The organism is Brevibacterium sp. FAM 24630 (genome assembly GCF_049804075.1).
GTDB lineage: Bacteria > Actinomycetota > Actinomycetes > Actinomycetales > Brevibacteriaceae > Brevibacterium.
Window position 1 is genome coordinate 1 of sequence record NZ_JBNBZD010000004.1, and the last position, 24,604, is coordinate 24,604.

The following is a 24,604-nucleotide window of genomic DNA, read 5'->3' on the forward strand; positions in this document are numbered from 1 at the left end:
TGGGTCCCCGCCGAACCGTGGCGAGACACGGTGGTCGCGTCATACCCGAATGGCACAACCGGAACCGAATGCGCTCCATAGCGCGAGAATCATGGGCGCGAGCCACACCATGAAAAATCGAGGCTAGGCAGTACCGTCGCCTGGCACCTCCCCCTTGCGGTGGAGTTCATCTGAGGCGTCGACCTAGAGTAGGAGGCATGGAATCCCTGAGCGATGAGGAGTTCGACGCGATCCTCGACGAGGCGCTCGACCTCCTGCCTGCCGGGGTGACCGAGCAGCTGGACAATGTCGCCCTGTTCGTCGAGAGCCGTCCGGAAGACGGCGACCGGCACCTGCTCGGTCTATACGACGGCACGCCGATCGGGGAGCGGGGGATCGCGGGCTTCGAAATGCCCGACAACATCTTCATCTACCGCGACAACCTCATCGACTTCGCAGACGACCGCGACCATCTGCGCGACGAGATCGTCATCACCATCGTCCACGAGATCGCCCACTTCTACGGCATCGACGATGACCGGCTGCACGAACTCGGCTGGGGCTGAGCAGAGGGTCGCGCACGCTCTCGGGTCGGTTGCCGGCAGGTTGCTTTGCAGATTGCTTCGCGTGACGGCAATTGGCGCACGCGCCGCCACTTCGCCTATTGTGGGCGGGTACCCATCAGCACCGATACAAGAATTCCGTCCGTATCGACGCGGGATCACGGGGCCTGGAGAGAAGGTCCTGGGCAGCTGCGCCTATCGTGTCCCGCAGACCTGCGGGCAGGAGGCACGACCCCCTTATGACAGTTGCATCCAAGACAACCAGCGCGGCAACCCCGGCCGTGCGAGTGCTCAATCTGGCAGGAATCGAATACAGCCTGCACAGCTTCGATCACGATCCCGCCACCCGTCGCTATGGCTCGGAAGCCGCCGACAAGCTCGGCGTCGGCTCCGACCAGGTGTTCAAGACCCTGATGATCCAGGTCGACGGATCTCCCGTGACCGCGCTCGTGCCCGTCTCCGGACAGCTCGACCTCAAGGCCCTGGCCTCCGCGCGCGGATCGAAGAAAGCCCAGTTGGCCGGCGTCGCCGAGACCGAACGCCGCACCGGCTACCCCGTCGGGGGAGTCTCCCCGTTCGGGCAGCGCCATGCCGTGCCCGTCGTCATCGACCGCACCGCGCTCGAACATTCGGCCGTGTTCGTCTCCGCCGGCCGCCGCGGCCTCGAGATCGAGATCCGTCCCGAGGATCTCGTCATGCTCACGAACGCGCAGGTCGCGAAGATCGCCGCACTCGACTGAGTGCTCTCGGGCCGTTCTCTCGGCTCACACCCATTCGACCTCACCGACCGTCGGCTCCGCCCGACCGGCGGTGAGGTCGGCGTATGTCGCCAGCGCCAGATCCACCTCGGCGAGGGGGACGAGAATATCGAGTCCGACGTCACCGCCGTACTCGGCCCGCGTCGTCCATCCCCGGTTCCCGGCCGCCCGCTCGAGGGCATTGGCCTGGGCGTAGTCGACGGCCGCGGACACCGGGACGCGTTCAAGCCGGGTGACGATTCCGGCCCGATCCACCGCCTCCGAGGTGGCCTGACCGTACGCGCGCACGAGCCCGCCCGCACCGAGCAGGGTCCCACCGAAGTACCGGGTGACGACCGCGACGACGAAGGTCAGATCGTGCCCGGTGAGCACATCGAGGATCGGGGCGCCCGCGGTTCCCGCCGGTTCCCCGTCATCGCTGAAGCGCTGTGTCCGCGAATCCACGTCGAGCACGAACGCCGAACAGTGGTGGCGGGCCTTCGGATGCTCGGCACGTGCCTCGGCGATGACCGTGCGGGCTTCGGCCTCGTCGGCGACGGGGGAGAGGCGGGTGAGGAAGCGGGATTTCCTGATCTCGATCTCGGCTTCGACACTGCGGGTGATCGTCCGATAAGACATGGTCGTCACTGTAGCCGAAACTGATCTACGATGACCTCACGAGCGCACTTCACGCGCTCATCCCGGGTTCTTCAGCGAAAGGGTGACAATGGTGCACCGACTCAACGACGTCGATCTCGCAGCGATCAAGGACGAATCCGCCCGAGCCCATGAGCTCGACCGCGCGCACGTGTTCCACTCCTGGTCGGCCCAGCGACTCATCGATCCCCCGACCATTGCCCGAGCGTCTGGTTCGACGGTCGTCGACGGTGAGGGCCGGGAGTTCCTCGACTTCTCCTCGCAGCTGGTGAACACGAACATCGGTCACCAGCACCCGAAGGTCGTGGCCGCGATCAAAGACCAGGCCGACCTGCTGTGCACGATCAGCCCCGCCACCGTCAACGCCGCCCGTTCGGAAGCCGCACGGCTCATCACCGACCGCACTCCGGCCGGGCTCGACCGCGTGTTCTTCACCAACGGCGGCGCGGATGCGAACGAACACGCCATCCGCATGGCCCGCCTCCACACCGGCAAGCACAAGGTCCTCTCCCGCTACCGCTCCTACCACGGCGGAACGGAGACGGCAGTCAACGTCACCGGCGATCCCCGGCGGTGGGCCAGCGACCGCGGCGACTCCGGAGTCGTCCACTTCTTCGGGCCTTTCCTCTACCGCTCTGAATTCAGCGCCGCCACCGAGGTGGAGGAGACCGAGCGAGCGCTGCAGCACCTGCGCCGGACCATCGAGTTGGAGGGTCCGTCGACGATCGCGGCGATCATCCTCGAATCGATCCCCGGCACCGCCGGCATCATGATCCCCAGCCCCGAATACATGCAGGGAGTGCGGGCGCTGTGCGATGAGCACGGGATCGTGTTCATCGCCGACGAAGTGATGGCCGGGTTCGGACGCTCGGGCAGATGGTTCGCCTTCGAACACTTCGACATCGTCCCCGATCTCATCACCCTCGCCAAAGGAGTGAACTCCGGTTATGTGCCCTTGGGCGGAGTCGTCATCAACGAGGCGATCTTCGAGACCTTCGCCGAACGCGTCTACCCCGGCGGGCTCACCTACTCCGGGCACCCGCTGGCGTGTGCGGCGGCGGTCGCGACGATCAATGCGATGGAGGACGAGGGCATGGTCGACCATGCCGCTCGGATCGGGGAGAACATCATCGGTCCGCGCCTGCGCCAGATCGCGGAGAACTCCAAGCACGTCGGCGAAGTCCGCGGCACAGGCGCGTTCTGGGCGATCGAACTCGTCTGGGACAAGGAGTCCAAGGAACCGCTGGCACCGTACGGCGGCGGTTCTCCCGAGGTCGCCTCGGTGGTCGCGGCGCTGAAGGAGCACGGCGTGGTGCCGTTCAACAACTATCACCGGCTGCACGTGGTCCCGCCGATCAACATCAGCGAAGAGGACCTCGAACGTGGCCTCGGAGTCTTCGAGAAGGTCCTCACCGACCTCGACTTCTCCCGCTGACACCCTCCCAGAACTACCCGACGGCGGCCCAGCAACCTCGCGCGAGGTTGCTGGGCCGCCGTCGAGTAGCAATTAGGGGGTGGAGTGGGTGAAATCGCCGCCGAGGACGGTGGCGCGGACCGGGATCTGCGCGATCTCCGTCGGGGCGACCTCGCCGGGATGCGCCTCGAGGGCGACGAAGTCCGCGAGCTTCCCCCGCGTTAGCGTGCCCTTGTCCGCGCCCTGTCCCGAAGCGATGGCCGCCTGCGAGGTGTAGGCCGCGATCGCCTCGTCGACGCTCAAGCATTCGGCGGCCGAACCCATGACGTCGCCGCCGCGGGTGGCGCGGGTGACATACGCTTCGATGCCGCGCAGCACATTGCCGTCGGCACACGGCCGATCCGAACTGCCCGCCATCGGCACACCGGCGTCGATGAAGGACTTCGCACGGTAGAGCAGGCGGCGCCGCTCAGGCCCCAGGGACGCATTCATCCCGTCGCCGATGCCCTCGGCGAAGGCCGCCTGCGGGGTCACGACGATGCCGTGCTCGGCCAAGGTCGCCAGGTGCTCGTCGTGGACCATGGCCGCATGTTCGATGCGGTTGGGAACCGACCGCCGCCCGAAGCGCTTCTGTGCGTCGACGATGTTCTCGATCGCCGCATCGACAGCGGCATCACCGATCGCATGCACGGCCACCGACCACCCGGAGGCGTAGGTGTTCAGAATCTGCTTGCGCAGCACCGCGGCATCGTCCTGCAGGTAACCCGGATGGTCCTTGCCCGCATAGTTCTCCCGCATCGCCGCGGTCTCACCGGACATCGCTCCGTCCATGAAGAACTTCACGGGACCGATCGAGAGAAGATCGTCGCCGAGGCCGGTGCGCAGCCCCGCATCCAGACCGATGCCGAACCCGTCGGCGGAGTTCGCCGCGATCGGATGCAGCCCGTCGGCCTGCGGCATGAGCTGGGCACGGGCCCGGAGTCTGCCCTCGTCCCGGGCGCGCAGGTAGGCGCTGATCTCGATGGGGGAGTGGCCGATCCACCCGTAGGCGATTCCGCACTCGCCGAAGGACGTGATGCCCTCCTTCGCGTAGTACGCGGTGGCGAGGTCGATCGCCTCGACGAGGGTGTCGAGCGAATACGGTCGGATGAGATCCTGCACGAGTGCCTGCGCCGTCTCTTCGAGCAGCCCCGTGGGACGGCCGGCACCGTCGCGGACGACCTTGCCGCCGACGGGCTCTTCGAAGCCGTCGGCGAGGATCCCGGCCTGGCGCATCGCCTCGGTGTTGACGATCGCGGCATGCCCGGAAGTCTGCCGCATGAACAGCGGACGGCCTGCGGTGATCTCGTCGAGGCGGGCCAGCTCCGGGTACTCCCCGTCGTAGTCGCGGTGGGCGAACCCCGTGGCTTCGATCCACTCCCCAGCCGGGGTCGTGGCCGCGGCCTTCTCGAGCGCGGCGTAGACATCGGACAGCCCGCCCGGCAGCGCCGTGACGTCGACGGAGGCGAGAGTGAGGCCGAACCACGCGGTGTGGCAGTGGACGTCGTTGAAGCCCGGCAGCACCGTCGCCCCGCCCAAGGACTCGACCCGGTCGGCACTGACGCCGTCGAGTTCCTCGTCGAAGCCGATGATCCGGTTGTTGAACACCCCGATCTTCTGCGCCCGCGGGCGCGCCGGGTCGAGAGTGTGGGCGTCGAGGTCGGTGAAGATCGCGTCGATTCTCATGCAGTCACCTTAGTCAGGTTCGGCACCAGTTCGTTCATTGGTTCACGGCCCGCCCCGCCCGCCTTCACGGCAGGCCCAGTGCTCACAGCGGGCCGGCCCAGCGTTCACGGCAGGCGTGCCCTGCGGACGGACGGGTCGGTGGTGCAGTGGACGAGTGAGAGCCCCTTGTGCTCAAGCGCCCGTGCGAAGGCGTCCCGGAAGTCCTCCGTCCGCTCGACGCGGATGCCGAGTCCGCCGAAGGCCGTGGCCATGGCCGCGAAGTCCGGGTTCTGCAGCGCCGTGGCCGTGGCCCGGCCCGGGTACTCCCTGTCCTGGTGGCCGCGGATGGTGCCGAAGACCGAATTGTCGTTGACGACGACGGTGATATCGGCCCCGTACTGGACCGCCGTGGCCATCTCCTGGCCGTTCATAAGGAAATCCCCGTCCCCGGCGATGCAGAACACGGCCCGTTCGGGGTGGACGAGCCCGGCGGCGACCGCGGCCGGCAGACCGAATCCCATCGACCCGTTGCGCGGTCCCAGAACGGAGGGGAACCCGTGCGAGGGCAGGAATCTCGTCGCCCACCCGGAGAAGTTCCCCGCTCCGTAGGTGATGAGCGCGTTGTCCGGAAGCAGGTCTCTGACGTGGATGAATGCTTCGTCCATGTCGACATACCCCGCCGAGGCGGCCCGCCCGTCCGTGGAACCGTCGACCTGAGGTTCGCGCCACGTATCGAGTTCGGCCCGCGCCTGCCTCACCCAGTCCGGCAGCGGAACCGTGTCCCCGGCCGCTTCGGAGAGGGCATCACCGAGGGGCGGTTCGTCGATCGACCCGTCCGAGGACACCGAATACGTCCGGGACCCGTCCTCGGAGAACAGACTCTGCGCGAAGCGCGACACCGAGGTGACGATGTGCTGGTCGAGGCGACCGAAGTGACCGTGTGCGTCGGCATCGGGACCGATGACGACGGTGCGCTGATCCGTGCCCAGAGTGAAGCCGTCGGTGGACACATCGGTGCGGACGCAGCCGAGGAAGATGTGCAGGTCCGCCTCGGCGAGGACGCGTTCGGCCACGGGCGTGGCCCCGTAGCCGAGCATGCCGAGGAAGTTCGGACTGTCGTGGTCGATGCCGTCGTAGGCGCGGAAGGTGCCGAGCACGCCGATGCCGCGGTCGCGCGACCATTGGGCGATGCGTCGTGAGGTCGCCGGCGACCAGTCCTCGCCGCCGATGATGAGCACGGGGCGGTCGGCGGCGGTGATGCGGGCACGCAGCTCCGTGACGTCTCCGGCGTAGGGGGAGGCCGAACCGAGCACACGCGGCGGCAGCACCCGGCCGGAGCTCGCCTGCACAAGCACCTCTTCGGGCAGGCCGACGATGACGGGACCCGGCCGACCGCTCACGGCGGTGTGCATGGCGTCGACGACCACCTCGGCGGCCTTGGCCGGGTCGTCGAGGGTGAGCACCTTCTTCACGGTCGTTGAGAACCAGCCGTTGAGGTCGAATTCCTGGAACGACTCGCGACCGCGATGAGCGGTGGGGATGAGGCCGACGAACACGACGAGCGGAGTCGCATCCTGGAAAGCGGTGTGGACGCCGACCATGACGTTCGAGGCACCCGGCCCGCGGGTGACCATGGCGATGCCGGGCACACCGGTCATCCGCCCCTCGGCGACGGCCATATAGGCGGCCCCGCCTTCCTGACGGCAGACGATCGGGGTGATCGCCGAATCATGAAGCCCGTCGAGGACGTCGAGAAAGGATTCGCCGGGCACAAGATAGGCACGGCGGACCCCGTGAGCTTCGAGTTCCTCGACGATGAGGTGGCCTGCGGAAAGCGACGCGGAGGTATCCATACTCAATGCTTATCATCCTTTTCGCTCTTGTTGTTGTCTCACGAGGTCCCCACCAGGAACATTCGCCTGTGTGAGGTCGTATGATCGTGCAACAACGGAATCAGTGCGGCCCGCCGCCTGAACCCATGAGCAGGGAACCGTCGTCGCAGAGACGACGGAAGAGGACTGACAGCCAGGAGGCATACGCATGACCGGCATCGACTCCGACCAAGAATCGGCGCAGGCGCTCGACTTCACCGAACGCGGTGCCGACGGAAGGCGCGGTCGAGCAGGGTTCCAGTCGAAGCCGCGCAAGGCACAGCTCGAACGGGATCCGGGCATGCCGACGAGTACCTGGCGGCTGCGTTCCGATGCCTGGGAGTACCTGAAGTTCGCGATCAAGCGTCTGGCCGTCAGCGGCGGAGACTTCTCGATGATCGCCGAAGACGGCGAGGTCTGGCGGTCCCTGCGCTCGCTGAAGACGATCGAGCTCTACTGGGGCGGTTTCGGGCAGCGCTACGTCGAAGAGATCACCGAGCTGCTCTCGAACGGCGAATTCGACCGGGCACATGACATGATCACCCGGGCCGTCAACCGGCTGCGTGGAACCACGGTGCCCGACACGGGCGAGGACGACCTGACCGAGGACGAGCGCGCCGAGATCAAAGACCGGCAGGACACCCGGCCCCGTTTCGAGGTGCTCATCGTCGATGAGACCACCGAGGGCGGCAGGGACGAGCTGCACACCGACCTGCTCAAACTCCGCAACGCCTCTGACCAGTTCATCTACGACTACGTCATCGTCCCCACTGCCGATGACGCCGTCGCCGCGGCCCTGACGAACCCGAACCTGCTCGCCTGCGTCATCCGTCCCGGGTTCACCGACGACACCCGCGAGGTGCTCAGCCGCGATCTGCGCGATTCCATCGAGTTCGCGCACACCTCGACGAAGGAATCTCCGACGGCCCCGATGAGCCCGCTCAACTCGGTGCGCCGAGTGCTGCGTCTGGCCGACACCCTGGCGAACCTGCGCCCGGAACTCGACCTCTACCTCATGGCCGGTGCGCACATCGAAAGTCTCGCCGGGGCGCTGACCCACCGGTTCCGGCGCGTCTTCCGCCGTGAAGACCAGTTCGAACTGCACCTGTCGCTGCTGCGACGCATCCAGCATCTCTACGACACCCCGTTCTTCGACGCCATCCGTGAGCATGCGCGCCGCCCGGCCGGCGTGTTCCACGCCCTGCCGGTCTCCCGCGGCGGATCGGTCGTCGGGTCGAAGTGGATCGGGGACTTCGTCGACTTCTATGGGCTCAATCTGCTGCTGGCCGAATCCAGCGCCACCTCGGGCGAGCTCGACTCCCTGCTGGCTCCGGTGCACACGCTGAAGAAGGCGCAGGCGCTGGCTGCGCGAGCCTACGGCGCCAAGCGCACCTACTTCGTCACCAACGGCACCTCGACGGCGAACAAGATCGTCCACCAGGCCGTCGTCTCACCCGAAGAAGTGGTCATGGTCGACCGCAACTGCCACAAGTCCCACCACCACGCGCTCATGCTCACCGGTGCGCGCACCGCGTACCTCGAGGCCTACCCGCTCAACGATGTCGCCTTCTACGGGGCGGTTCCGCTGAGTCGGATCAAGCAGCTGCTGCTCGACTACCGGGCAGCCGGCCGCCTCGACGAGGTGCGGATGATCACCCTGACCAACTGCACCTTCGACGGCATCGTCTACGACCCGTACAAGGTCATGTCCGAATGCCTGGCGATCAAACCCGACCTCGTCTTCCTCTGGGACGAAGCCTGGTTCGCCTTCGCCCGGTTCCACCCGGTCACCCGCAAGCGCACCGCCATGGTCGCCGCAGAGACCCTCGAGGACACCCTGTCCACCAATGCCCATGCCGCGGCGTACCGAGAGCAGCAGAAGCGCCTGTTCGACCCCGAGACCGGTGCCCCGGCCCCCGATGCGGTGTGGCTGGAAGAGGACCTGCTGCCGCCGCCGGACGCGACGATCCGCGTGTACGCGACCCAGTCGACGCACAAGACGCTGACCGCGCTGCGCCAGGGTTCGATGATCCACGTCTACGATCAGGAGTTCGCCGCCGGCGCCGAGGAGGCCTTCCACGAGGCGTACATGACGCACACCTCGACCTCGCCGAACTATCAGATCCTCGCCTCCCTCGACCTCGGGCGCAGGCAGGTGGAGATGGAGGGCTTCGCGCTCGTGCAGAAGCAGCTCGACCTGGCGATGAGCCTGTCGTCGGCGATCGCTCGGCACCCGTTGCTGAAGAAGACATTCAAGGTCCTCACCGCCGCCGATCTCATCCCTGAGGAGTACCGGGTCACGGATCGGACGATGCCGCTGCGCGATGGCCTGTCGACGATGTGGGACGCCTGGGTCCGCGACGAATTCGTCGTCGACCCCAGCCGCATCACCGTCGAGATCTCCGGTACCGGGGTCGACGGAGACACGTTCAAGCACGAGCACCTTATGGACCGCTACGGCATCCAGGTGAACAAGACGAGCCGGAACACGGTGCTGTTCATGACGAACATCGGCACCTCCCGTTCGGCCGTGGCCTATCTCATCGAGGTCCTCGTCAAACTGGCCGGGATGTTCAACGACCCGCACGAGGCCCCGGAGCAGGATGCGCTGACGGAGCCGGCCGCGGTGATGCCTTCGCTGCCGGACTTCAGTGCCTTCGCCCCCGACTATGCCGCCGAGGTGCCTGCCGACGACCCGTCGAAGCAGCTGCCCGACGGGGACCTGCGCCGCGCCTACTATGCCGGTCTGCGCCGGAAGAACATCGAGCATGTGCTCCCGCACGAGCTGCGCCGACGCGTGGAGCGAGGTGAGCAGCCGGTCTCGGCCGGGTTCGTCACTCCCTACCCGCCTGGCTTCCCGGTGCTCGTGCCCGGGCAGATCATCACCGTCGAGGTGCTCGACTTCATGTCGGCGCTGGACACCCGTGAGATCCACGGCTATGACCCGCGCCTGGGCTACCGCGTGATCCTGCCGAAGGTGGTCGAGGGCGCCCAGAGCTAAGGCGGCGAGACGTCCGGTGCCGAGTGTTCGGTCTCGCGTGCCCAGCGCTCGCCACCGAGCGGGCCCCTCAGCGTCGCCTTGACGCCCAGCGGACCACTCAGCGTCGCTTCTACCCCCAACGGACCACTGAGCGTCGAAAGGACCAGTTGCAACCGGTCCTTTCGACGCTCAGTGGTCCGCTCGCTGACATTCGGCGCTCGAAACTGGATGACCTCGTCAGAGCTCCGTCCAGAAGATTAGTTCGTTTGATTGCATTTGCTGACAAGTGATGCACATAATTGCTTTATGGTATCGGTCTTCAGTGCCAAGGAGCTCCGTGAACTCGGCTTCACCGATGCAGGCATACGCGATGCCCTCGAGTGCTGTCTGGAGCGAGTTCGGCGAGGTCGTTTCGTGCTGCGTCGAAGCTGTTCCCAGGTGGGGCATGAGCCGCTGCGGCTCGTCCACGAAGCTTCTGCAACCGAACACCCGCGCACCTACGGCGACATTCGGGACGACACGGAGAGGCTCAAGATCCTCATCCGCTCTCACGCCGACGACCTGCCGCGGGATGCGGTGTTCTCACACATCTCTGCCGCAGTCATCCATGGGCTCGACCCACCGTTTCCTGCCACGGATGTCGCCGAGGCGATTCGACGAGGATTCCACCGGAGCAAGCCGACGATCCGAATCCGAGAACGGAAGCTCCCCGCCGACGACGCCTCTGCCGTCGCTGACCTTCCTGTGACGACGATCCTACGGACGCTGCTCGACATCGCACATGACTACAGCTTGGAGACGTCGGTTCCGATCATCTCGACCGCTCTGCGCCGGGGCGATGCCTCGATCGAGGACCTGTCGAGCGGGATCGTACGAGGAAGACGGGGATGCAGGGATGCGGTTCAGGCACTCAAGCTCGCAGATGAACGGCATGAGTCGCCGGGAGAGTCGCTGTGCGCGGTGAAGTTCTTCCGGTTCGGCATCACCGGAATGCAGCCGCAGGTCGACACCTTCGACGAGGCGGGAGCGTGGCTTGCGCGTAACGACTTCAGGCACGAGCGTCTGCCCGTGATCGCGGAGTTCCATGGTGTCGGCAAGTACTACCTCAGCGAAAAGGGCCCCGACCGGGCGAGCATCGAGATCCACGAACGACACATGAGGCTCCTCAACGCCGGTTTCCGGGTGTTCAACCTCGTATGGGCGGACCTCTTCCGGGCACGGGAGTTCAAGCGGATCAGCGCCGAAATCGCCAACCTCGGAGGCTGAGGCGATGTCGAAAGGACCAGTTGGCTTCGAGCGGCCCGCTTGCAACCGGATCTCTCGAAGCCAACTGGTCCTCTCGGAGACTCGCGGCGCTAACCCAGCTGTCCCGGGTGCAGCACGCGGGAGAGGAAGTCCTTCGTCCGCTGCTCCTGTGGATCTCCGATGACCTCCTTGGCCGGTCCGGTTTCGACGACGACACCGCCGTCCATGAACACCACACGGTCGGCGACCTGACGGGCGAACTCCATCTCATGGGTGACGACGACCATCGTCATCCCCGCCTCGGCGAGGTTGCGCATGACTTGGAGGACATCGCCGACGGTCTCGGGGTCGAGCGCCGAGGTGGGTTCGTCGAAGAGCATCACGTCCGGATCCATGCTCAGCGCTCGAGCGATCGCCACCCGCTGCTGTTGGCCGCCGGACAGTGACGAGGGCTTGGCCTCGATCTTCTCGGAGAGTCCGACCTTCGCGAGGTTCGCCTCGGCGACCTTGTCGGCCTCGGCCTTCGACCGGCGCAGCACCTTGATCTGGGCGACCGTGAGGTTCTCTCGCACGGTGAGGTGGCCGAAGAGGTTGAAGGACTGGAAGACCATGCCGATTCGCGTGCGAGCGGCATCGATGTCGAGGTCGAGGTCGGTCATATCCATCCCGTCGACGACGATCGACCCTCCTGTCGGATCCTCGAGGGTGTTGATGCAGCGCAGCATCGTCGACTTTCCCGATCCCGAGGGGCCGATGACGCAGACGACTTCGCCCTTGCTCACGTCGAGGCTGATATCGGTGAGCACCTGGTTGGACCCGAAGCTCTTCTGCAGGTTGCGGATCGAGATGATCGGGGTCGCCGTGGCCCGCGCCGAGGTGGTTGCTGAGTCGGTCATCATTTCACTCCTGAATCGGCGGAACCGTATTTGCGTTCGAGCACCCGTGACAGATACGACAGCGGGATTGTGATCACGAGGTAGCAGAGGGCGACCACGATGAATGGGGTGAGGTTCGCGGTATTGACGATCTCGGCTCGGGCGAGTGCTGTCAGCTCGCGGCCGTCGACGGAGGAGCCGAGGATGTAGGCGAGCGAGGAATCCTTCGTCAGCAGGATGAGTTCGTTGGTCAGCGGCGGCAGAATGATCCGCATCGCCTGTGGCAGGACGATCGTGAACATCGCCCGCGAGGACGACATTCCCAAAGAGCGGGCCGCCTCGACCTGCCCTTTGGGAACGGCCTGGATGCCGGCACGGATCGTCTCGGCCATATATGCGGACGACACCAGGGCCAACGCAATCATGATGATGATCAGCTGTGGGAGGTTGAAGCCTTTGAAGGCCAGGGGCAGACCGAAGCCCATGACGAGGAAGACGACGAGAGCCGGCAGCCCGCGGAAGAATTCGGTGTAGACGAATGCCAGCCAGCGGTAGACGCCGACCGAGGACAGCCGCATGAGGGCGAGGACGATGGCGATCGCCAATCCCAGAACGAAGCCGAGGCCGGTGAAGACGACGGTGTTCTTCAGCGCTTTGGTGATGACCTCGGGGAACATGCCGATGGCGATATCGACGCGGCCGAAGGTATCGATGAGTGTGGGCCAATCGGCGACGACCGCGATGACGGCGGCGATGACGATGAGGATGCCGTATTGGATCCCGCGCGAGATCTTCGCCTTCTGGCGTTTGCTCATCTTCGCTTTGGGAGTCGCAGTGGCGACGGGAATGTCGGTGCCGGTCCGGTCGCCGTCTCCAGTCACATGGTGTGATGACATGGGTGTTGTCCTTCTGATGCGGTGGCGGTGGTGACCGCCGGTGGAGGTGAAGTGCAGGTGGCGAGTTCGCGCTCAGCCGACGAGACGGCCGGCCGCGGCACTGACGCCGCGGCCGGCCGATGGATTACGGTCGATCATTTCGGAGCGTCGCCGAACCACTTCTCGTAGATCGAGTCGTACTCGCCGTTGTCCTTGATCTCCTTGAGAGTGTCATCAACGGCCTTCTTCATCTCCGCATTGCCCTTCTTCATGCCGATGCCGTAATGCTCACCGGTGTCGATGTCGAAACCGACAGCGAAGCCGTCGTTGTTCGCGGCATAGTCATAGAGCACACCGTTGTCGTTGATGACGGCGTCTGCCTGACCGTTCTTCAGCGCTTCGAGTGAGAGCGGAAGATCTTCATAGGTGATGACTTCGGCGTCCTTGAAGTGCTCGGTGGCGTAGTCGAGCCCGGTGGTGCCTGCCTGGGCGGCGACTTTGAAGTCTTTCAGTCCTGCTTCATCGTCGGCGGTCTTGTCATCTCTGGTCAGAATCGCCTGATTGGCGGGGAAGTAGGGATCCGAGAAGTCGATGGCTTCCTCGCGCTCAGGCGTGATCGTCATGGCTGCGGCGGCCACATCGCACTGATCTTGGGCGAAGGAGGCTCCAGCGGTGATCGGCTCGAACGGCACGTTGACGATCTCCTGCTCGACGCCGAGCTTCTTCGCCACGGCATCGACGATGTCGACGTCGAAGCCGACGACCTCGCCGTCCTTCTCGAACTGGAACGGCTGGTAGGACAGGTGGGTGCAGGTCGTCAGTTTGCCCTCTTCAACGAGAGGCACGCCCCCCTTCGGCAGTCGCTGCAGGTTCGGAATCGCCTCCACCGCCGCAGGCGGACAGGGCGAGCATGGCGCCGACAGCCACAGTGGCCAGGGGCAAGCGTCGTTTCATGGTTCCTCCAGTGAGTCGGTGACGGAGCTGTCACGCAAACGGCCTGTTCGGGCCTCGATGTCTGAACAGTCTCTGTGAGGAATCCTACCGTGAACTGAGTCACACAATGGGTGTGGTGACCCGCATCGTGGCGGTCGTTGCCAAATCGTAGTGTTGGCAGCCGCGGTTCCAGAGACGACGAGGCCCGACCGCCGAAGACGGGGTCGGGCCTCGAAGCGGCGAGCAGGGCACTCGCTGCGGTGTTCGGATCAGAACCTCAGCTGAGCTGATCCTCCATGTCGATCTCCGAGGTGTCCTTGGCCAGGTACAGCGCAATGAAGGTGAGGATCGCTGCGGCGATGATGTAGAGGCCGCAGTAGAAGATCGTGCCGCCTTCGTACTGCCACAGGGCCACCATGGCGAAGGGCGCAGGCCCGGCACCGATGACGCTGGACATGTTGTAGGACACCGCAGAACCCGTATAGCGGACGTTGGCGGGGAAGAGCTCGGGCAGATAGGCCGCCATCGGACCGAAGGTCAGCCCCATGAGGATGAAGCCGACGATGAGGGCGATGACCACGCCCACGGTGCCGGCGTTGAACAGAGCGTTGACGACGAGTCCATAGGCGGCGATGGCGACGGTCACGCCCATGAGCATCTTCCGACGTCCCAGTTTCTCAGCCAGCGGTCCGGAGACGACGGTGAAGACTCCGAAGAAGACGACACCGATGATGAGATAGGTGAGGAACTCGCTCTTCGTGTACCCCAGCCCCGCGACGAAGCCTGCGGGATCGAACGACTGTCCGGCCGCCTCGGCGGCGGTCTTCGCCTGATCGGGGTTGGCCGGGGAAGTGCCGTAGGTGAGGGTGAACGCGGTCATGAAGTAGAAGATCACGTAGGTCGCGAGCATGATGAATGTGCCGAGGACGAGCGGCTTCCAGCTCGTGGCGAAGACACGGCCGATCGGGGCCTTGGAGATCTGCTGCTTCTGCGCGACCAGCTGGAACGCCGGAGTCTCCATGAGGGAGAGGCGGACGTAGAGTCCGACGGCCACCAGCAGGGCCGAGAGCAGGAACGGAATGCGCCAGCCCCAGGCAAGGAAGGCCTCGGGGGAGGTCCAGGAGTTCAGGCCGACGAAGAGGAGGTTCGCGATGATGAAGCCGACCGGGGCGCCGAGCTGCGGGAAGGTGCCCCAGACGGCGCGTTTGCCCTTCGGAGCGTTCTCGGTCGCCAGCAGGGCCGCGCCCGACCATTCGCCGCCGAGGCCCACACCCTGGCAGAAGCGCAGGAGGACGAGGCACAGCGGTGCGAGGACGACCCAGCCCGGAGTGCTGGCCGTGGGCAGAAGCCCGATGAGGAAGGTGCCGATGCCCATGATGAGCAGTGAGGCGATGAGTGTCTTCTTCCGGCCGACCCGGTCGCCGAAGTGACCGAAGATGATCGAGCCGAGGGGGCGGGCGACGAAGGCGACGCCGAAGATCGCAAACGAACTCAAAAGCTGCGTCGTCGAGGTCTGATTGGGGAAGAACAGGGCCGGGAAGACCAGCGACGAAGCAGTCGCATAGGCGTAGAAGTCGAAGAACTCGATCGTGGTGCCGACCATCGAGGCCGTCAGCACCTTGCCGCGGGTGTTGTTCTTCCTGGTCGCCGCGATGGCGTCGGTCGCGGCCGAGGGATCCGGCGATGGGGTGGGGTTCCCCGGCTGTGTTTCAGTGGACATGGTGTCGTTGTGCTCCGCTGTTTCGTGAATGCAGGCACGGGCGGGTGGTGCTCGTGTCAATGGAAAGGCCGCCGGCGCTGTGCGGGCACAGCGTCGACGGCGACGGATAGACACTACGCCCGTCTCACAGCATGCGCGTGCCATGTCTCGTAAAGCGAGATTGCTCGGTTATCCGAGTATTTTCTCGGGCTGGTGACCGGCAGGGATGTGGCCACGGACCACCTGCGAGCACGATTCAGTCGTCGAAGGAGACACCGGTGATGGTCACCTTCTCCTTCGGAGCGCCGTCGCCGGCGCCGGAGTTCGTGCCCTTGGCTGCGAGATCGGCGACGGTCTTCGTGCTCGCCTCGTCCAGCTGCCCGAACACGGTGTAGTCCGGTGGCAGTGAGCTGTCGTCGTAGACCACGAAGAACTGGGAGCCGTTCGTATCGGGACCGGAGTTCGCCATTGCCAGAGTGCCGGCCGGGTAGGTCTCGGAGCCGTCGAGCTCATCGGCGAACGAGTATCCGGGGCCGCCCGAGCCGGTGCCCGTGGGGTCACCGCATTGGAGGACGAAGATGCCCTCGGTGGTCAGGCGGTGGCAGTCAGTGTCATCGAAGTACTTCTGCGCAGCCAGCGACAGGAAGCTGTTGACGGTGCAGGGAGTACGATCAGCGTCCAGCGCAGCGACCAGATCGCCTGCCGAGGTAGCGATAGTGGCGTCGACGGTACCCTTCGCCTCCGGTTCCTCTGCCGGTGCTTTGACGTCCTTTGCCGCAGACTGCGAATCGGCAGGGTACGCGCAGGTTCGCGCGGCAGCTGAGGAGTCCGACCCTCCGGACGACTCGTCGGAATCGCCTCCGGAATCAGATGATCCACATCCGCTCAGCAGCAGAAGGGTAAGGACGGTCAGGGCCGCGAGCGCCAGAACAACGGCTGACGTCGGACGGTGGGTCAGGGCGTGAGGGCGACTCTGCGCAGGATAATCCATGCCTTCATCGTATAGGCACTCAATTTCGGGTCGCTTTCGGATACTTTCGCGCGGTGTCAAGCTGTTTGAGCAACGCCTTATCGAGAACCGGGTGGAGTGTCGAGAAACGGCTGCGCACATGCGTGTTTCGGCACTCCACCCGGTTCGCGGCAGAGGTCGCGGGCTCAGATCTCGACGGATGACCTAGCTCGCGGGTCGGACCGGCCGCCTCGACGGAGGAGGATGGCGATGGTGAGAACGATGAGGCCGGCCAGACACAGGCCCACGCCCACCCAAGCCGGGGCACGGTATCCCAGACCGGCGGTGATGACGATGCCGCCGAGCCAGGCGCCCAGGGCGTTGGCGAGGTTGAAGGCGGCATGGTTCATGGCTGCGGACAGGCTCGGGGCGTCATGGGATTCGCGCAGCAGGCGCATCTGCAGGGACGTGGTGATCATCGAGCCGGCGATGCCGATGAGGAAGAGCGCGATGATCGCGATGGCCGCGATGTGGGTGAAGGCGCCGAATGCTGAGAGCACGAGGGCGGAGAGGATCATCCCGCCGATTCCCGAGCGCTCGATGGACTTGTCGACCAGCGGCCCGGCGATGAGTGAACCGGCGGTCATGCCGAGACCGTAGACGGCCAGTACCCAGGGGATCGCGGCCTCAGGTACGCCGGCGACTTGGGTCATGGTCGGGGTGATGTAGGTGTAGACGGCGAACATGCCGCCGAAGCCGACAGACCCCGCGAGCAGGGTGAGGATGATCTGCGGCCGTCCCAGGGCCTTCATCTCACCGCGAGCCGAGGGCACTGCGCCGAGCTTCACCCGCGGCACCGCGACGGCGACCATGATGACGGTGAGGATCCCCAACGCTGCCACCAGGGCATAAGCGCTGCGCCAACCCAGGAGGTTGCCGAGGGCCGCGGCAAAGGGAACGCCGAAGATGTTCGCGATCGTCAGACCGAGCATCACACGCGACATCGCCCGACCTCGGCGGTTGACCGGCACGAGCGAGGCCGCAACGACGGCGCCGATACCCAGGTAGGCACCGTGGGGCAGACCGGAGACGAAGCGGGCGATGTTGAACAGTCCGGCGGTGGGCGCGAGCATCGAGGCTATGTTGCCCAGTGCGAAGAGGCTCATGAGCCCGAGGAGGAGGTTCTTCCGATCCATATGCGCCGCGATCGTCGTGATCAGCGGTGCACCGACGACGACGCCGATGGCGTAGAACGACACCGCGTGCCCGGCCTGCGGCACGGTGATGCCCAGCTCCTCGGCGATGAGGGGGAGCAGGCCCATGGTCGCGAATTCGGTCACACCGATGGCGAATGCGCCGATCGCCAGGGCGAAGACGGCGAATTTGTAGACGCGGCGGGAGACCGGAGCGTCACTCATGGAGATCCTTCGGTGGGACGACGGGGGTGAACGCAGGGCAGCGGAGACGGAATCCGCCGCTGACTGCAACCGCACCAGCCTATTGCCCGAGTCGGGCCGACCGGTAGTCCCACGGACCCAATGTGACGATTCGAACAGCCGCAGGCAGAACCTGCACCCTCGCCGAGGCGGCCGCCCGTTCCGGGCGAACGCTCAGTCTGCGTTCGGCTCCGGATTCGTCTCTTTCGCCTCTGCTCCCGTTTCCGCCTCGTATTCCGTCAGCGCCTGTGAGGCGACGGAGAACGCGGTGTTCGCGCTCGGAACCGAGCAGTAGATCGCCGACTGAAGCAGCACTTCCTTGATCTCGTCGCGGGTCAGGCCATTGCGGACAGCGGCTTTGACGTGCATGGCGAGTTCGGCCTCGTGTCCGCCGGCGATCATGGCCGTGAGCGTGATCGCCGAGCGCATGCGCCGCTCGAGGCCGGGGCGGGTCCAGATCTCGCCCCAGGCATAGCGGGTGATGAGATCCTGGAAATCGGCGGTGAAATCGTCGACCTTCGCATTCGCCCGGTCGACGTGAGCGTCGGAGAGCACCTGACGGCGCACGGTCATCCCGGCTTCACGGACCGCATCTCGGCTCGCCTCCCGCGGCCCCGAAGCCGTCGGCAGTCCCGCTTCAACGCCGTCTGCCGCACCGGCAGCGCTTGCGCCGGTTCCACTGCCGGCGCTGCCGCCGAGTCCCTTCCCGCGGAGGAAACCGTCGAGCAGACTCGCTGTCACGGCCGGAGCCTCGGCCGGCACGAGGTGCGCGGCACCTTCGATGACTTCGAGCATGGCCCCGGGGGCCGTGTTCGCGATCTCGGCGAGCTTCGCCGCCGGTGTCGGCAGGTCCTCGGATCCGGCGACGGCCAGCAGCGGACGGGAGATCTCGGGCAGGCGCTCGCGGACGTCGAAGTCAGCGAGAGCGAAGCACAAGGCGGCGTAGGAATGTCGGTCGGCGTCCTGCAGCGAGTGCAGCAGCGCGGCCGAGGCTTCGGGTTCACGGTCCATGAATCCCTCACCGAACCACCGTTGCGCCGAACCGATGATCTGGGTGGGCGTGCCGGAGGTTGCCACCGTCTGTGCGCGCTCCTCCCATGCCGACGCCTCGCCGATCTTCGCACCCGTGCAGAACACGGCGATGCGACCGAAGCGTCCGCCGTGATCAAGACCCAGCTGCAGAGCAATGGCTCCACCGATCGAGTCCCCGGCGAGGTCGACCGGTGTCCCGGCTCCCGCCACGTCGGGAAGAACCCGATCAAGGGTGGAAAGGACCGCCTCGGAGAGATCGGACATCGTGATCCGTGGCGCCACCGCAGTGTCGGCGGGGACGTCGAGTGGGGCTGACCGGCCGTGGCCGGGAAGATCGATGCCGATGACCGTCGTCTCCGGGCTGAGCCCGCCGAGTTCGGTGGCCGCCTGCTGCCACAGGGCGGCCGCCGAGGTGCCCAGGGACGGCAGGACGACGAGGACCCGCGCTTCATCGGACGGTGTCCGGGGTGCGGCGAGTACGGATGCGGTGAGCTCCATGGATGTCACTTTCTCAGTCGGTGTCTCGGTCAGCTGTCTGTCTCAGTCGAAGGCCGGCAGGTCGATCTCCTGCGGTCCGGATTGGTCGATGGCGGCGAGGATGGTGCGGCGGATGTCCTCTGCCTCTCCGAGGTAGGACTCGGGTGTGAAGAAATCCTCGACTCCGCTCTCGTCTCCGACCGCTTCACGCAGTGCGGCGACGGGGTCGGTTCCGGGGGCGGTGATCGCCGCGAGCTGCTCCTTCGTCAGCCGATCGCCGAAGACGATGCCCAGCTTCTCGCCGAAGATGCCCGGACCAGCGGCGTCGAGGTTCGCGCGCATGGCTTCGGGATTGACGCGCAGCCCCGCGACCATCTCATCGAGGATGATCAGGGACGAGATCGCCAAGGTCATGAGTTCGGACAGGGCCGGCCATTCGGCATGCCAGGCGCCGTCCGAGCGTTCCTCGACCGCTTCGGCGGCAGCCGCGGTCAGGGTGGAGAGCGCACCGGGCACGCGCATTCCGTTGCGGTGGAGGAGCACTGCCGAGGTCGGATTCGACTTGTGCGGCATCGCCGAGGATCCACCCGTGGCGGCCAGGGACAGTTCCCGGATCTCCGCCCGGACGCCGACGAGGACGTCGCGGGCGATCGACGCGCCCACGGTCACGCACTGGGTCAGGTGGGAGCCCCAGGACAGAATGCGCACCCGGTCGGTGTGCCAGGGGACGGGGATCTGGGTGAGCGCGGCATCGGGGCCGACCATCTGCATATGGAATTCGCGCAGCAGTGATTCGGTCGAGTCGCCCGCGAACCAGCGGATCGCCGCGCGAGTGCCGGCAGCCCCGCCGACCTGCACATAATCGACGAACGGCGCCTGAGCTTGGACTTCGATGACCTCGGCGGCCCAGGTCGCGGCCTTGAGTCCGAAGGTCGTCGGCAGCGCCGGCTGCGTCAGCGTGCGGGCCAGGCACAGAGTCTGCGCATGGGCTTCGGAGAGGTCGACGAGGGCGGCGCCGATGACTTCGAGACGGGCCTGCATCTGTCGGACGACGCGGGAAACGAGCAGACCGATCGCCGTGTCGATGACGTCCTGGCTGGTCAGCCCCCGGTGCAGGCAACGGGAGGCCTCGGGGGAGATCCGAGCGCGGACGAGGGCGAGGAACGGGATGACCGGGTTGCCGCCTGCCTCGGAGTTCTCACCGAGGGCCTGGAGTTCGGCGTGATCGTCGGTGAGCTGCCTGGTGGTCGCATCGATGGCGGCGGCCACCTCGGCGCGGATCTCGGAGGACACCAGCCCCACCCGTGCCTGCGAGACGATCCACGCGGTCTCGACCTGGCCGATCGCGGTGATGAGCGCGGCATCATCGATGGCTTCAGCTCCGCGCAGGTCGCCGGGGGCGAAGAGGAAGCGGGTGTGGGCGGTGTCCGTCATTGGTGTCAGTCCTCGTGGCTGGGGAACCGGAGGAACGGTGTTTCCTCCGCACCCTGCAACCGTATGTCGAAACGCAGCGATCCGTCAGCCCCTCGGGTGGCGATGAGGCGGTTTCTCTCGGACTCCTCGAGGGAGGACAGGAGAGGATCGGCGGCCAGCGCAGCGGTGTCCTCGGGCAGGTAGATGCGGGTGAACAGACGATTGAGCAGGCCGCGAGCGAAGATGACGACGCTGATGAACGGTGCCTTGCCCTCCTCGGTGGGGCCGGGGTTGACCGTCGAGAAGCTGAACTGGCCCTCGGGGTCGACCGCGGCGCGCCCGAAACCGGTGAAGGTGAAGCCGTTGCGGCGCAGCGATCCCGTTTCCCGGGCCACGGTGCCGTTCTCATCCGGCTGCCAGATCTCGAGGATGGCATCGGGGACCGGGTCGCCGGCCCCGTCGAAGACGGTTCCGGTCAGCTGGACGGCGCGAGCCGACCCGGGTGGGACGAGCTCATTGTCATGGTCATAGGGAAGGGCGTAGCCGTAGAACGGTCCGACGGTCTGTCCGGGTGTCGGCGTCAGATCCGGGGTCGCGGTGTGATCAGTCATCGTCCTCTTCTTCCATCCAGGTCCGGTTGGCTCCGGTGAGCACGATGTCCCAGTTGTAGCCCATGAGGAACTCGTGCTCGGTGATGCTGTGGTCATAGGTCGCGACGAGGCGGTCGCGCGTCTTCTGATCGGTGATCGACTGGTAGATCGGGTCGAGCGCGAACAGCGGGTCACCCGGGAAGTACATCTGGGTGATCATGCGCTGGGTGAACTCGGATCCGAAGAGCGAGAAGTGGATATGGGCCGGCCGCCATGCGTTGTGGTGGTTCTTCCACGGGTACGGGCCCGGCTTGATCGTGGTGAATGAGTACGAGCCGTCATCGCCGGTCAGGGTGCGTCCGACACCGGTGAAGTTCGGGTCGATCGGGGCCGGGTGCTGATCGCGTTTGTGGATGTATCGGCCGGCCGAATTCGCCTGCCAGATCTCGACCAGCTGGTTGCGCACGGGCCGGCCTTCACCGTCGAGGACGCGACCGGTCACGCGGATGCGCTCGCCGATGGGTTCGCCGTCGGCCTGGATGGTCAGATCCGATTCGAGGGTGCCGATATCACGGTGGCCGAAGGCGGGGGAGAAGAGCTCGATGGTCTCCGGGTCCGTGTGGCGGGGGTCTTTCGTCGGGTGCCGCAGGATCGAGGACCGGTAGGGCGCGTAGTTCAGGCGCGGCTGGGTTTCGGCCTTCTTCCCGGCGGCGACGTCCTGTTTGTACTGCGATTCGATGCCGGCGATCTCGGCCGAGAGCGTCGCCTGAGACTCGGCGGCGTCATCGGGGCCCTTCGCGGCCTGGTCGATGACGACCGGGGAGGTGAACGCCTCGGTGGATTCGTCGGCATCCGTGTTCTGCTGTGGACTCATCGTCGAACCTTTCTGCTTCGGTGGGAGTCGTGGTGGGGGAGCGGCTCAGCCATGGGGCCAGCCGGTGTAGCACTCGGCCAGGTAGCGGCGACCGTGCTCGGAATCGAGTATGGAGCGGAGTTCGCCGAGGCTGCGCTTCGTTTCGAAGGCGTCCTGAGTCGGGTCGGTGTGAAGCATCCGGGTCATCTGGTAGGAGAAGTTCTGTGCCTTCCATACCCGTGTGGTCGCGGTCTGCGAATAGCCGGCCAGCGCCTCGGCGTCGGAGTCCTTCAGCGCCGAGGTGAGGGCGGGGGCGAGCACCCCGACGTCGGCGAACGCGAGGTTGAGGCCCTTGGCGCCGGTCGGCGGAACCGTATGGGCACTGTCGCCGGCGAGGAACAGCGAACCGTGCTGCATCGGTTCGGTCACGGCGGATCGGAACGGCAGAACCGTCTTGTCGATGATCGGTCCGGTCTTGAGCTCGAAGTTGTCGGGACCGTCGACCCGGGCCTGCAGTTCGGTCCAGATGCGGTCATCGGACCAGTCTGCGACGTTCGTGTCCGGGGAGGCCTGGAAGTACATCCGCTGGACGGTCTCGGAACGCTGGGAGATGAGCGCGAAGCCGCGTTCGGAGCGGGAGTAGATGAGGACGTCGTGGCTGGGCGGGGCCTCGCAGAGGATGCCGAACCAGGCGAAGGGGTACTCGTGGAAGAACCGCTGCCGGGTGCCCTCGGGGATCATGGCGCGGCAGGGTCCGCGGGAGCCGTCGGCGCCGACGACGTAGCGGGCGCCGATGCGCAGGTCTTCACCGTCCGCGGTCCGGGCCGAAACCCAGGGTTTGTCGGATTCGATGTCGCGCAGGCTGGTATCCGCGACCGAGTAGAAGATCGGGCGTCCCGTGCGTTCGCGGGCGGCGGCGAGGTCGACGAAGACTTCGTTCTGCGGATAGAGCCAGACGGACTCGCCGACCAGCTCAGGGAAGTCGAAATGGTTCGAAGTGCCGTTGACGCGGATGTCGATGCCGTCGTGCCGGTGCCCGTCGGTGTGCACGCGGGAATCGACTCCTGCGGCTTCGAGCATCCGCACGGATCCTGCCTCGAGGATTCCGGCACGGTGGGTATGGGCGATCTCGTCGCGGCTGCGATTGTCGATGACGACTGAGTCGATGCCTGCATTGTGGAGCAGGTGGGCGAGCATGAGCCCCGCGGGTCCCGCGCCGACGATAGCGACATCTGTCTGTAGTTCTGGCACCGTGGCCTCCTTGCCTGTCTCGTCCTCTCAGTGTGCGCCCAGTCACTGACACGAAGCGATGTCATTCTCGATGAATGGGAGGATCAGGCGAGGGGAGGGCGAAAGGACAAAGCGGAGGCGGGCGGCGGGAGCCGGCGGGCGCGCGGTAGCGCGGGGTGGCAGGCACCCCGCGCGCACTTCAGCAGGTTCGGTTCACGAGCGTCACCTCACGGTGCCGGGTTGATCACCCGTCCCCAAGTGGACTTGTTGCCCCAGATGTTCTGGCGCAGTCCCTCGAGCTGGAGGATCTGCGAGTGGTCGACGAACAGGTTGCATTCATTGCCGTAGTTCTTGATGTACCACTCGAAGACCGGACCGTCGGCGGCCTCGAACATGACGTTCTCCAGCCCCAGACCGTTGATGATCGAGGCGGCTGCGGCCGTGTTCCATCCGTCGACGTTCTCCGTGATTCCTTCGGATTCGATCATGATGATCGATGCGCCGGCATCGAGCGCCCGCTTGCCGCGGTCGACGAGGTCGCCGATGTCCTTCGCTGATTCCGCGGCAAGCTCGGCTTCGCCCGAGTCTCCTCCCGAGCCGATCTGGATGCCCAGCTCCGGCTTGGCCTTGAGTCCGGCCTTGACGACCTTGTCGACGAGGCGTTCGAGTCCTGAGGTCGGGAGCATGATGAACCCGGTCGAGATCTCGATGACGTCGAAGCCGACTTCTTTCGCCTCCTTGAGATACTGGTCGACCGCGTCATCGCCAAAGCGCAGGACCGTTTCGATCCAACCGCCTGAAGACACATACGAACCGTTCTCATGAGCGATCTCGCTGAAAGCTCGGACCTGTTCGGGTGGAACGAGGGCGAAGGATCCGCCGGCCCACTTGATGCCGTCGATCCACTGCCCTGCAACGTCGAAGACGTCCTGGAGATGGCGAGTGCCGTAGGTCGAATAATAAGGGGCGCGGATCTCGGTCATCCCGCGGTTGCGAGGTTTGGCCGGACGATGGGCGCGGGGGACGAAGTTCATCGACACATCGAAATCTATGGTGTTCGACATGATCTTTCCTTTCTTCGGGTGTCGGCGA

General features: G+C 65.8%; 20 protein-coding genes. 5 read left to right on the plus strand and 15 right to left on the minus strand.

Annotation, left to right across the window (positions count from 1 at the left end):
* The first annotated feature begins 197 nt into the window (after window positions 1–197).
* Both ACPUD7_RS04310 and ybaK read left to right on the plus strand, forming a co-directional pair.
* Window positions 198–545: a metallopeptidase family protein gene (locus ACPUD7_RS04310; protein ID WP_135537417.1), complete on the plus strand. Its 348-nt coding sequence runs from the start codon at window positions 198–200 to the stop codon at window positions 543–545.
* 236 nt (window positions 546–781) lie between these two features.
* A complete protein-coding gene (gene ybaK / locus ACPUD7_RS04315) occupies window positions 782–1,282 on the plus strand; it encodes a Cys-tRNA(Pro) deacylase (protein ID WP_135537416.1) in 501 nt (166 codons plus the stop codon).
* 24 nt (window positions 1,283–1,306) lie between these two features.
* On the opposite strand, the gene ACPUD7_RS04320 is transcribed toward ybaK, so the two are convergent.
* Window positions 1,307–1,918, minus strand: coding sequence for a YigZ family protein (locus ACPUD7_RS04320; RefSeq protein WP_425119259.1), 612 nt, complete (start codon window positions 1,916–1,918; stop codon window positions 1,307–1,309).
* Window positions 1,919–2,006: 88 nt separating this feature from the next.
* Here ACPUD7_RS04320 and ACPUD7_RS04325 point away from each other — a divergent pair, with 88 nt between their 5' ends.
* On the plus strand, window positions 2,007–3,371 hold the full coding sequence (locus ACPUD7_RS04325) for an aspartate aminotransferase family protein (RefSeq protein WP_425119260.1): 1,365 nt from the start codon (window positions 2,007–2,009) through the stop codon (window positions 3,369–3,371).
* Window positions 3,372–3,443: 72 nt separating this feature from the next.
* On the opposite strand, the gene ACPUD7_RS04330 is transcribed toward ACPUD7_RS04325, so the two are convergent.
* Together ACPUD7_RS04330 and ACPUD7_RS04335 are read right to left on the minus strand one after the other, a co-directional pair.
* On the minus strand, window positions 3,444–5,075 hold the full coding sequence (locus ACPUD7_RS04330; RefSeq protein WP_135537413.1) for an amidohydrolase: 1,632 nt from the start codon (window positions 5,073–5,075) through the stop codon (window positions 3,444–3,446).
* Window positions 5,076–5,179: 104 nt separating this feature from the next.
* The gene (locus ACPUD7_RS04335; RefSeq protein ID WP_135537517.1) at window positions 5,180–6,907 is read right to left on the minus strand and encodes a thiamine pyrophosphate-dependent enzyme; all 1,728 of its coding nucleotides are present in this window, start codon (window positions 6,905–6,907) and stop codon (window positions 5,180–5,182) included.
* A 319-nt stretch (window positions 6,908–7,226) separates the two neighbouring features.
* Between ACPUD7_RS04335 and ACPUD7_RS04340 the strand changes: the two genes are divergently transcribed.
* Together ACPUD7_RS04340 and ACPUD7_RS04345 are read left to right on the plus strand one after the other, a co-directional pair.
* The gene (locus tag ACPUD7_RS04340; protein ID WP_425119347.1) at window positions 7,227–9,926 is read left to right on the plus strand and encodes an aminotransferase class I/II-fold pyridoxal phosphate-dependent enzyme; all 2,700 of its coding nucleotides are present in this window, start codon (window positions 7,227–7,229) and stop codon (window positions 9,924–9,926) included.
* A 285-nt stretch (window positions 9,927–10,211) separates the two neighbouring features.
* Window positions 10,212–11,171, plus strand: a complete 960-nt coding sequence (locus ACPUD7_RS04345; RefSeq protein WP_425119261.1) for a hypothetical protein — start codon at window positions 10,212–10,214, stop codon at window positions 11,169–11,171.
* Between the two features lie 89 nt (window positions 11,172–11,260).
* On the opposite strand, the gene ACPUD7_RS04350 is transcribed toward ACPUD7_RS04345, so the two are convergent.
* The 12 genes from ACPUD7_RS04350 to ACPUD7_RS04405 all read right to left on the minus strand — a co-directional run bounded on the left by ACPUD7_RS04350 (window position 11,261) and on the right by ACPUD7_RS04405 (window position 24,576).
* Window positions 11,261–12,046 (minus strand): amino acid ABC transporter ATP-binding protein, encoded by a 786-nt coding sequence (locus ACPUD7_RS04350; protein WP_276606417.1) that lies wholly within the window; start codon window positions 12,044–12,046, stop codon window positions 11,261–11,263.
* Entirely contained in the window at window positions 12,046–12,840 is a 795-nt protein-coding gene (locus ACPUD7_RS04355) for an amino acid ABC transporter permease (protein WP_135537515.1), read from the minus strand. Before ACPUD7_RS04355 ends, ACPUD7_RS04350 begins: the two co-directional genes overlap by 1 nt.
* A gap of 215 nt (window positions 12,841–13,055) precedes the next feature.
* The gene (locus ACPUD7_RS04360; RefSeq protein WP_205683271.1) at window positions 13,056–13,745 is read right to left on the minus strand and encodes a basic amino acid ABC transporter substrate-binding protein; all 690 of its coding nucleotides are present in this window, start codon (window positions 13,743–13,745) and stop codon (window positions 13,056–13,058) included.
* A 365-nt stretch (window positions 13,746–14,110) separates the two neighbouring features.
* Entirely contained in the window at window positions 14,111–15,553 is a 1,443-nt protein-coding gene (locus ACPUD7_RS04365; RefSeq protein WP_135537410.1) for an MFS transporter, read from the minus strand.
* Between the two features lie 235 nt (window positions 15,554–15,788).
* Window positions 15,789–16,523 (minus strand): peptidylprolyl isomerase, encoded by a 735-nt coding sequence (locus ACPUD7_RS04370; RefSeq protein ID WP_425119263.1) that lies wholly within the window; start codon window positions 16,521–16,523, stop codon window positions 15,789–15,791.
* 164 nt (window positions 16,524–16,687) lie between these two features.
* On the minus strand, window positions 16,688–17,899 hold the full coding sequence (locus ACPUD7_RS04375; protein WP_425119264.1) for an MFS transporter: 1,212 nt from the start codon (window positions 17,897–17,899) through the stop codon (window positions 16,688–16,690).
* Between the two features lie 192 nt (window positions 17,900–18,091).
* Complete coding sequence (gene pcaC, locus ACPUD7_RS04380) at window positions 18,092–19,447, minus strand: 4-carboxymuconolactone decarboxylase (protein WP_425119265.1); 1,356 nt, start codon at window positions 19,445–19,447, stop codon at window positions 18,092–18,094.
* Window positions 19,448–19,489: 42 nt separating this feature from the next.
* Window positions 19,490–20,860 (minus strand): lyase family protein, encoded by a 1,371-nt coding sequence (locus ACPUD7_RS04385; protein WP_425119266.1) that lies wholly within the window; start codon window positions 20,858–20,860, stop codon window positions 19,490–19,492.
* 5 nt (window positions 20,861–20,865) lie between these two features.
* Entirely contained in the window at window positions 20,866–21,450 is a 585-nt protein-coding gene (pcaG, locus tag ACPUD7_RS04390; protein WP_425119267.1) for a protocatechuate 3,4-dioxygenase subunit alpha, read from the minus strand.
* Window positions 21,443–22,303 (minus strand): protocatechuate 3,4-dioxygenase subunit beta, encoded by an 861-nt coding sequence (pcaH, locus tag ACPUD7_RS04395; RefSeq protein ID WP_425119268.1) that lies wholly within the window; start codon window positions 22,301–22,303, stop codon window positions 21,443–21,445. Before pcaH ends, pcaG begins: the two co-directional genes overlap by 8 nt.
* Before the next feature lie 45 nt (window positions 22,304–22,348).
* Entirely contained in the window at window positions 22,349–23,533 is a 1,185-nt protein-coding gene (locus tag ACPUD7_RS04400) for a 4-hydroxybenzoate 3-monooxygenase (protein WP_425119269.1), read from the minus strand.
* A gap of 206 nt (window positions 23,534–23,739) precedes the next feature.
* Window positions 23,740–24,576, minus strand: coding sequence for a phosphosulfolactate synthase (locus ACPUD7_RS04405; RefSeq protein WP_135537402.1), 837 nt, complete (start codon window positions 24,574–24,576; stop codon window positions 23,740–23,742).
* Between the last annotated feature and the right edge of the window lie 28 nt (window positions 24,577–24,604).

What these genes read in the sequence shown, in the direction of transcription:
- ACPUD7_RS04310 (WP_135537417.1), top strand. Translation starts at nt 198, where the DNA reads ATGGAATCCCTGAGCGATGAGGAGTTCGACGCGATCCTCGACGAGGCG.
- ybaK (WP_135537416.1), top strand. Translation starts at nt 782, where the DNA reads ATGACAGTTGCATCCAAGACAACCAGCGCGGCAACCCCGGCCGTGCGA.
- ACPUD7_RS04320 (WP_425119259.1), bottom strand. Translation starts at nt 1,918, where the DNA reads ATGTCTTATCGGACGATCACCCGCAGTGTCGAAGCCGAGATCGAGATC.
- ACPUD7_RS04325 (WP_425119260.1), top strand. Translation starts at nt 2,007, where the DNA reads ATGGTGCACCGACTCAACGACGTCGATCTCGCAGCGATCAAGGACGAA.
- ACPUD7_RS04330 (WP_135537413.1), bottom strand. Translation starts at nt 5,075, where the DNA reads ATGAGAATCGACGCGATCTTCACCGACCTCGACGCCCACACTCTCGAC.
- ACPUD7_RS04335 (WP_135537517.1), bottom strand. Translation starts at nt 6,907, where the DNA reads ATGGATACCTCCGCGTCGCTTTCCGCAGGCCACCTCATCGTCGAGGAA.
- ACPUD7_RS04340 (WP_425119347.1), top strand. Translation starts at nt 7,227, where the DNA reads ATGCCGACGAGTACCTGGCGGCTGCGTTCCGATGCCTGGGAGTACCTG.
- ACPUD7_RS04345 (WP_425119261.1), top strand. Translation starts at nt 10,212, where the DNA reads ATGGTATCGGTCTTCAGTGCCAAGGAGCTCCGTGAACTCGGCTTCACC.
- ACPUD7_RS04350 (WP_276606417.1), bottom strand. Translation starts at nt 12,046, where the DNA reads ATGACCGACTCAGCAACCACCTCGGCGCGGGCCACGGCGACCCCGATC.
- ACPUD7_RS04355 (WP_135537515.1), bottom strand. Translation starts at nt 12,840, where the DNA reads ATGAGCAAACGCCAGAAGGCGAAGATCTCGCGCGGGATCCAATACGGC.
- ACPUD7_RS04365 (WP_135537410.1), bottom strand. Translation starts at nt 15,553, where the DNA reads ATGTCCACTGAAACACAGCCGGGGAACCCCACCCCATCGCCGGATCCC.
- ACPUD7_RS04370 (WP_425119263.1), bottom strand. Translation starts at nt 16,523, where the DNA reads ATGGATTATCCTGCGCAGAGTCGCCCTCACGCCCTGACCCACCGTCCG.
- ACPUD7_RS04375 (WP_425119264.1), bottom strand. Translation starts at nt 17,899, where the DNA reads ATGAGTGACGCTCCGGTCTCCCGCCGCGTCTACAAATTCGCCGTCTTC.
- pcaC (WP_425119265.1), bottom strand. Translation starts at nt 19,447, where the DNA reads ATGGAGCTCACCGCATCCGTACTCGCCGCACCCCGGACACCGTCCGAT.
- ACPUD7_RS04385 (WP_425119266.1), bottom strand. Translation starts at nt 20,860, where the DNA reads ATGACGGACACCGCCCACACCCGCTTCCTCTTCGCCCCCGGCGACCTG.
- pcaG (WP_425119267.1), bottom strand. Translation starts at nt 21,450, where the DNA reads ATGACTGATCACACCGCGACCCCGGATCTGACGCCGACACCCGGACAG.
- pcaH (WP_425119268.1), bottom strand. Translation starts at nt 22,303, where the DNA reads ATGAGTCCACAGCAGAACACGGATGCCGACGAATCCACCGAGGCGTTC.
- ACPUD7_RS04405 (WP_135537402.1), bottom strand. Translation starts at nt 24,576, where the DNA reads ATGTCGAACACCATAGATTTCGATGTGTCGATGAACTTCGTCCCCCGC.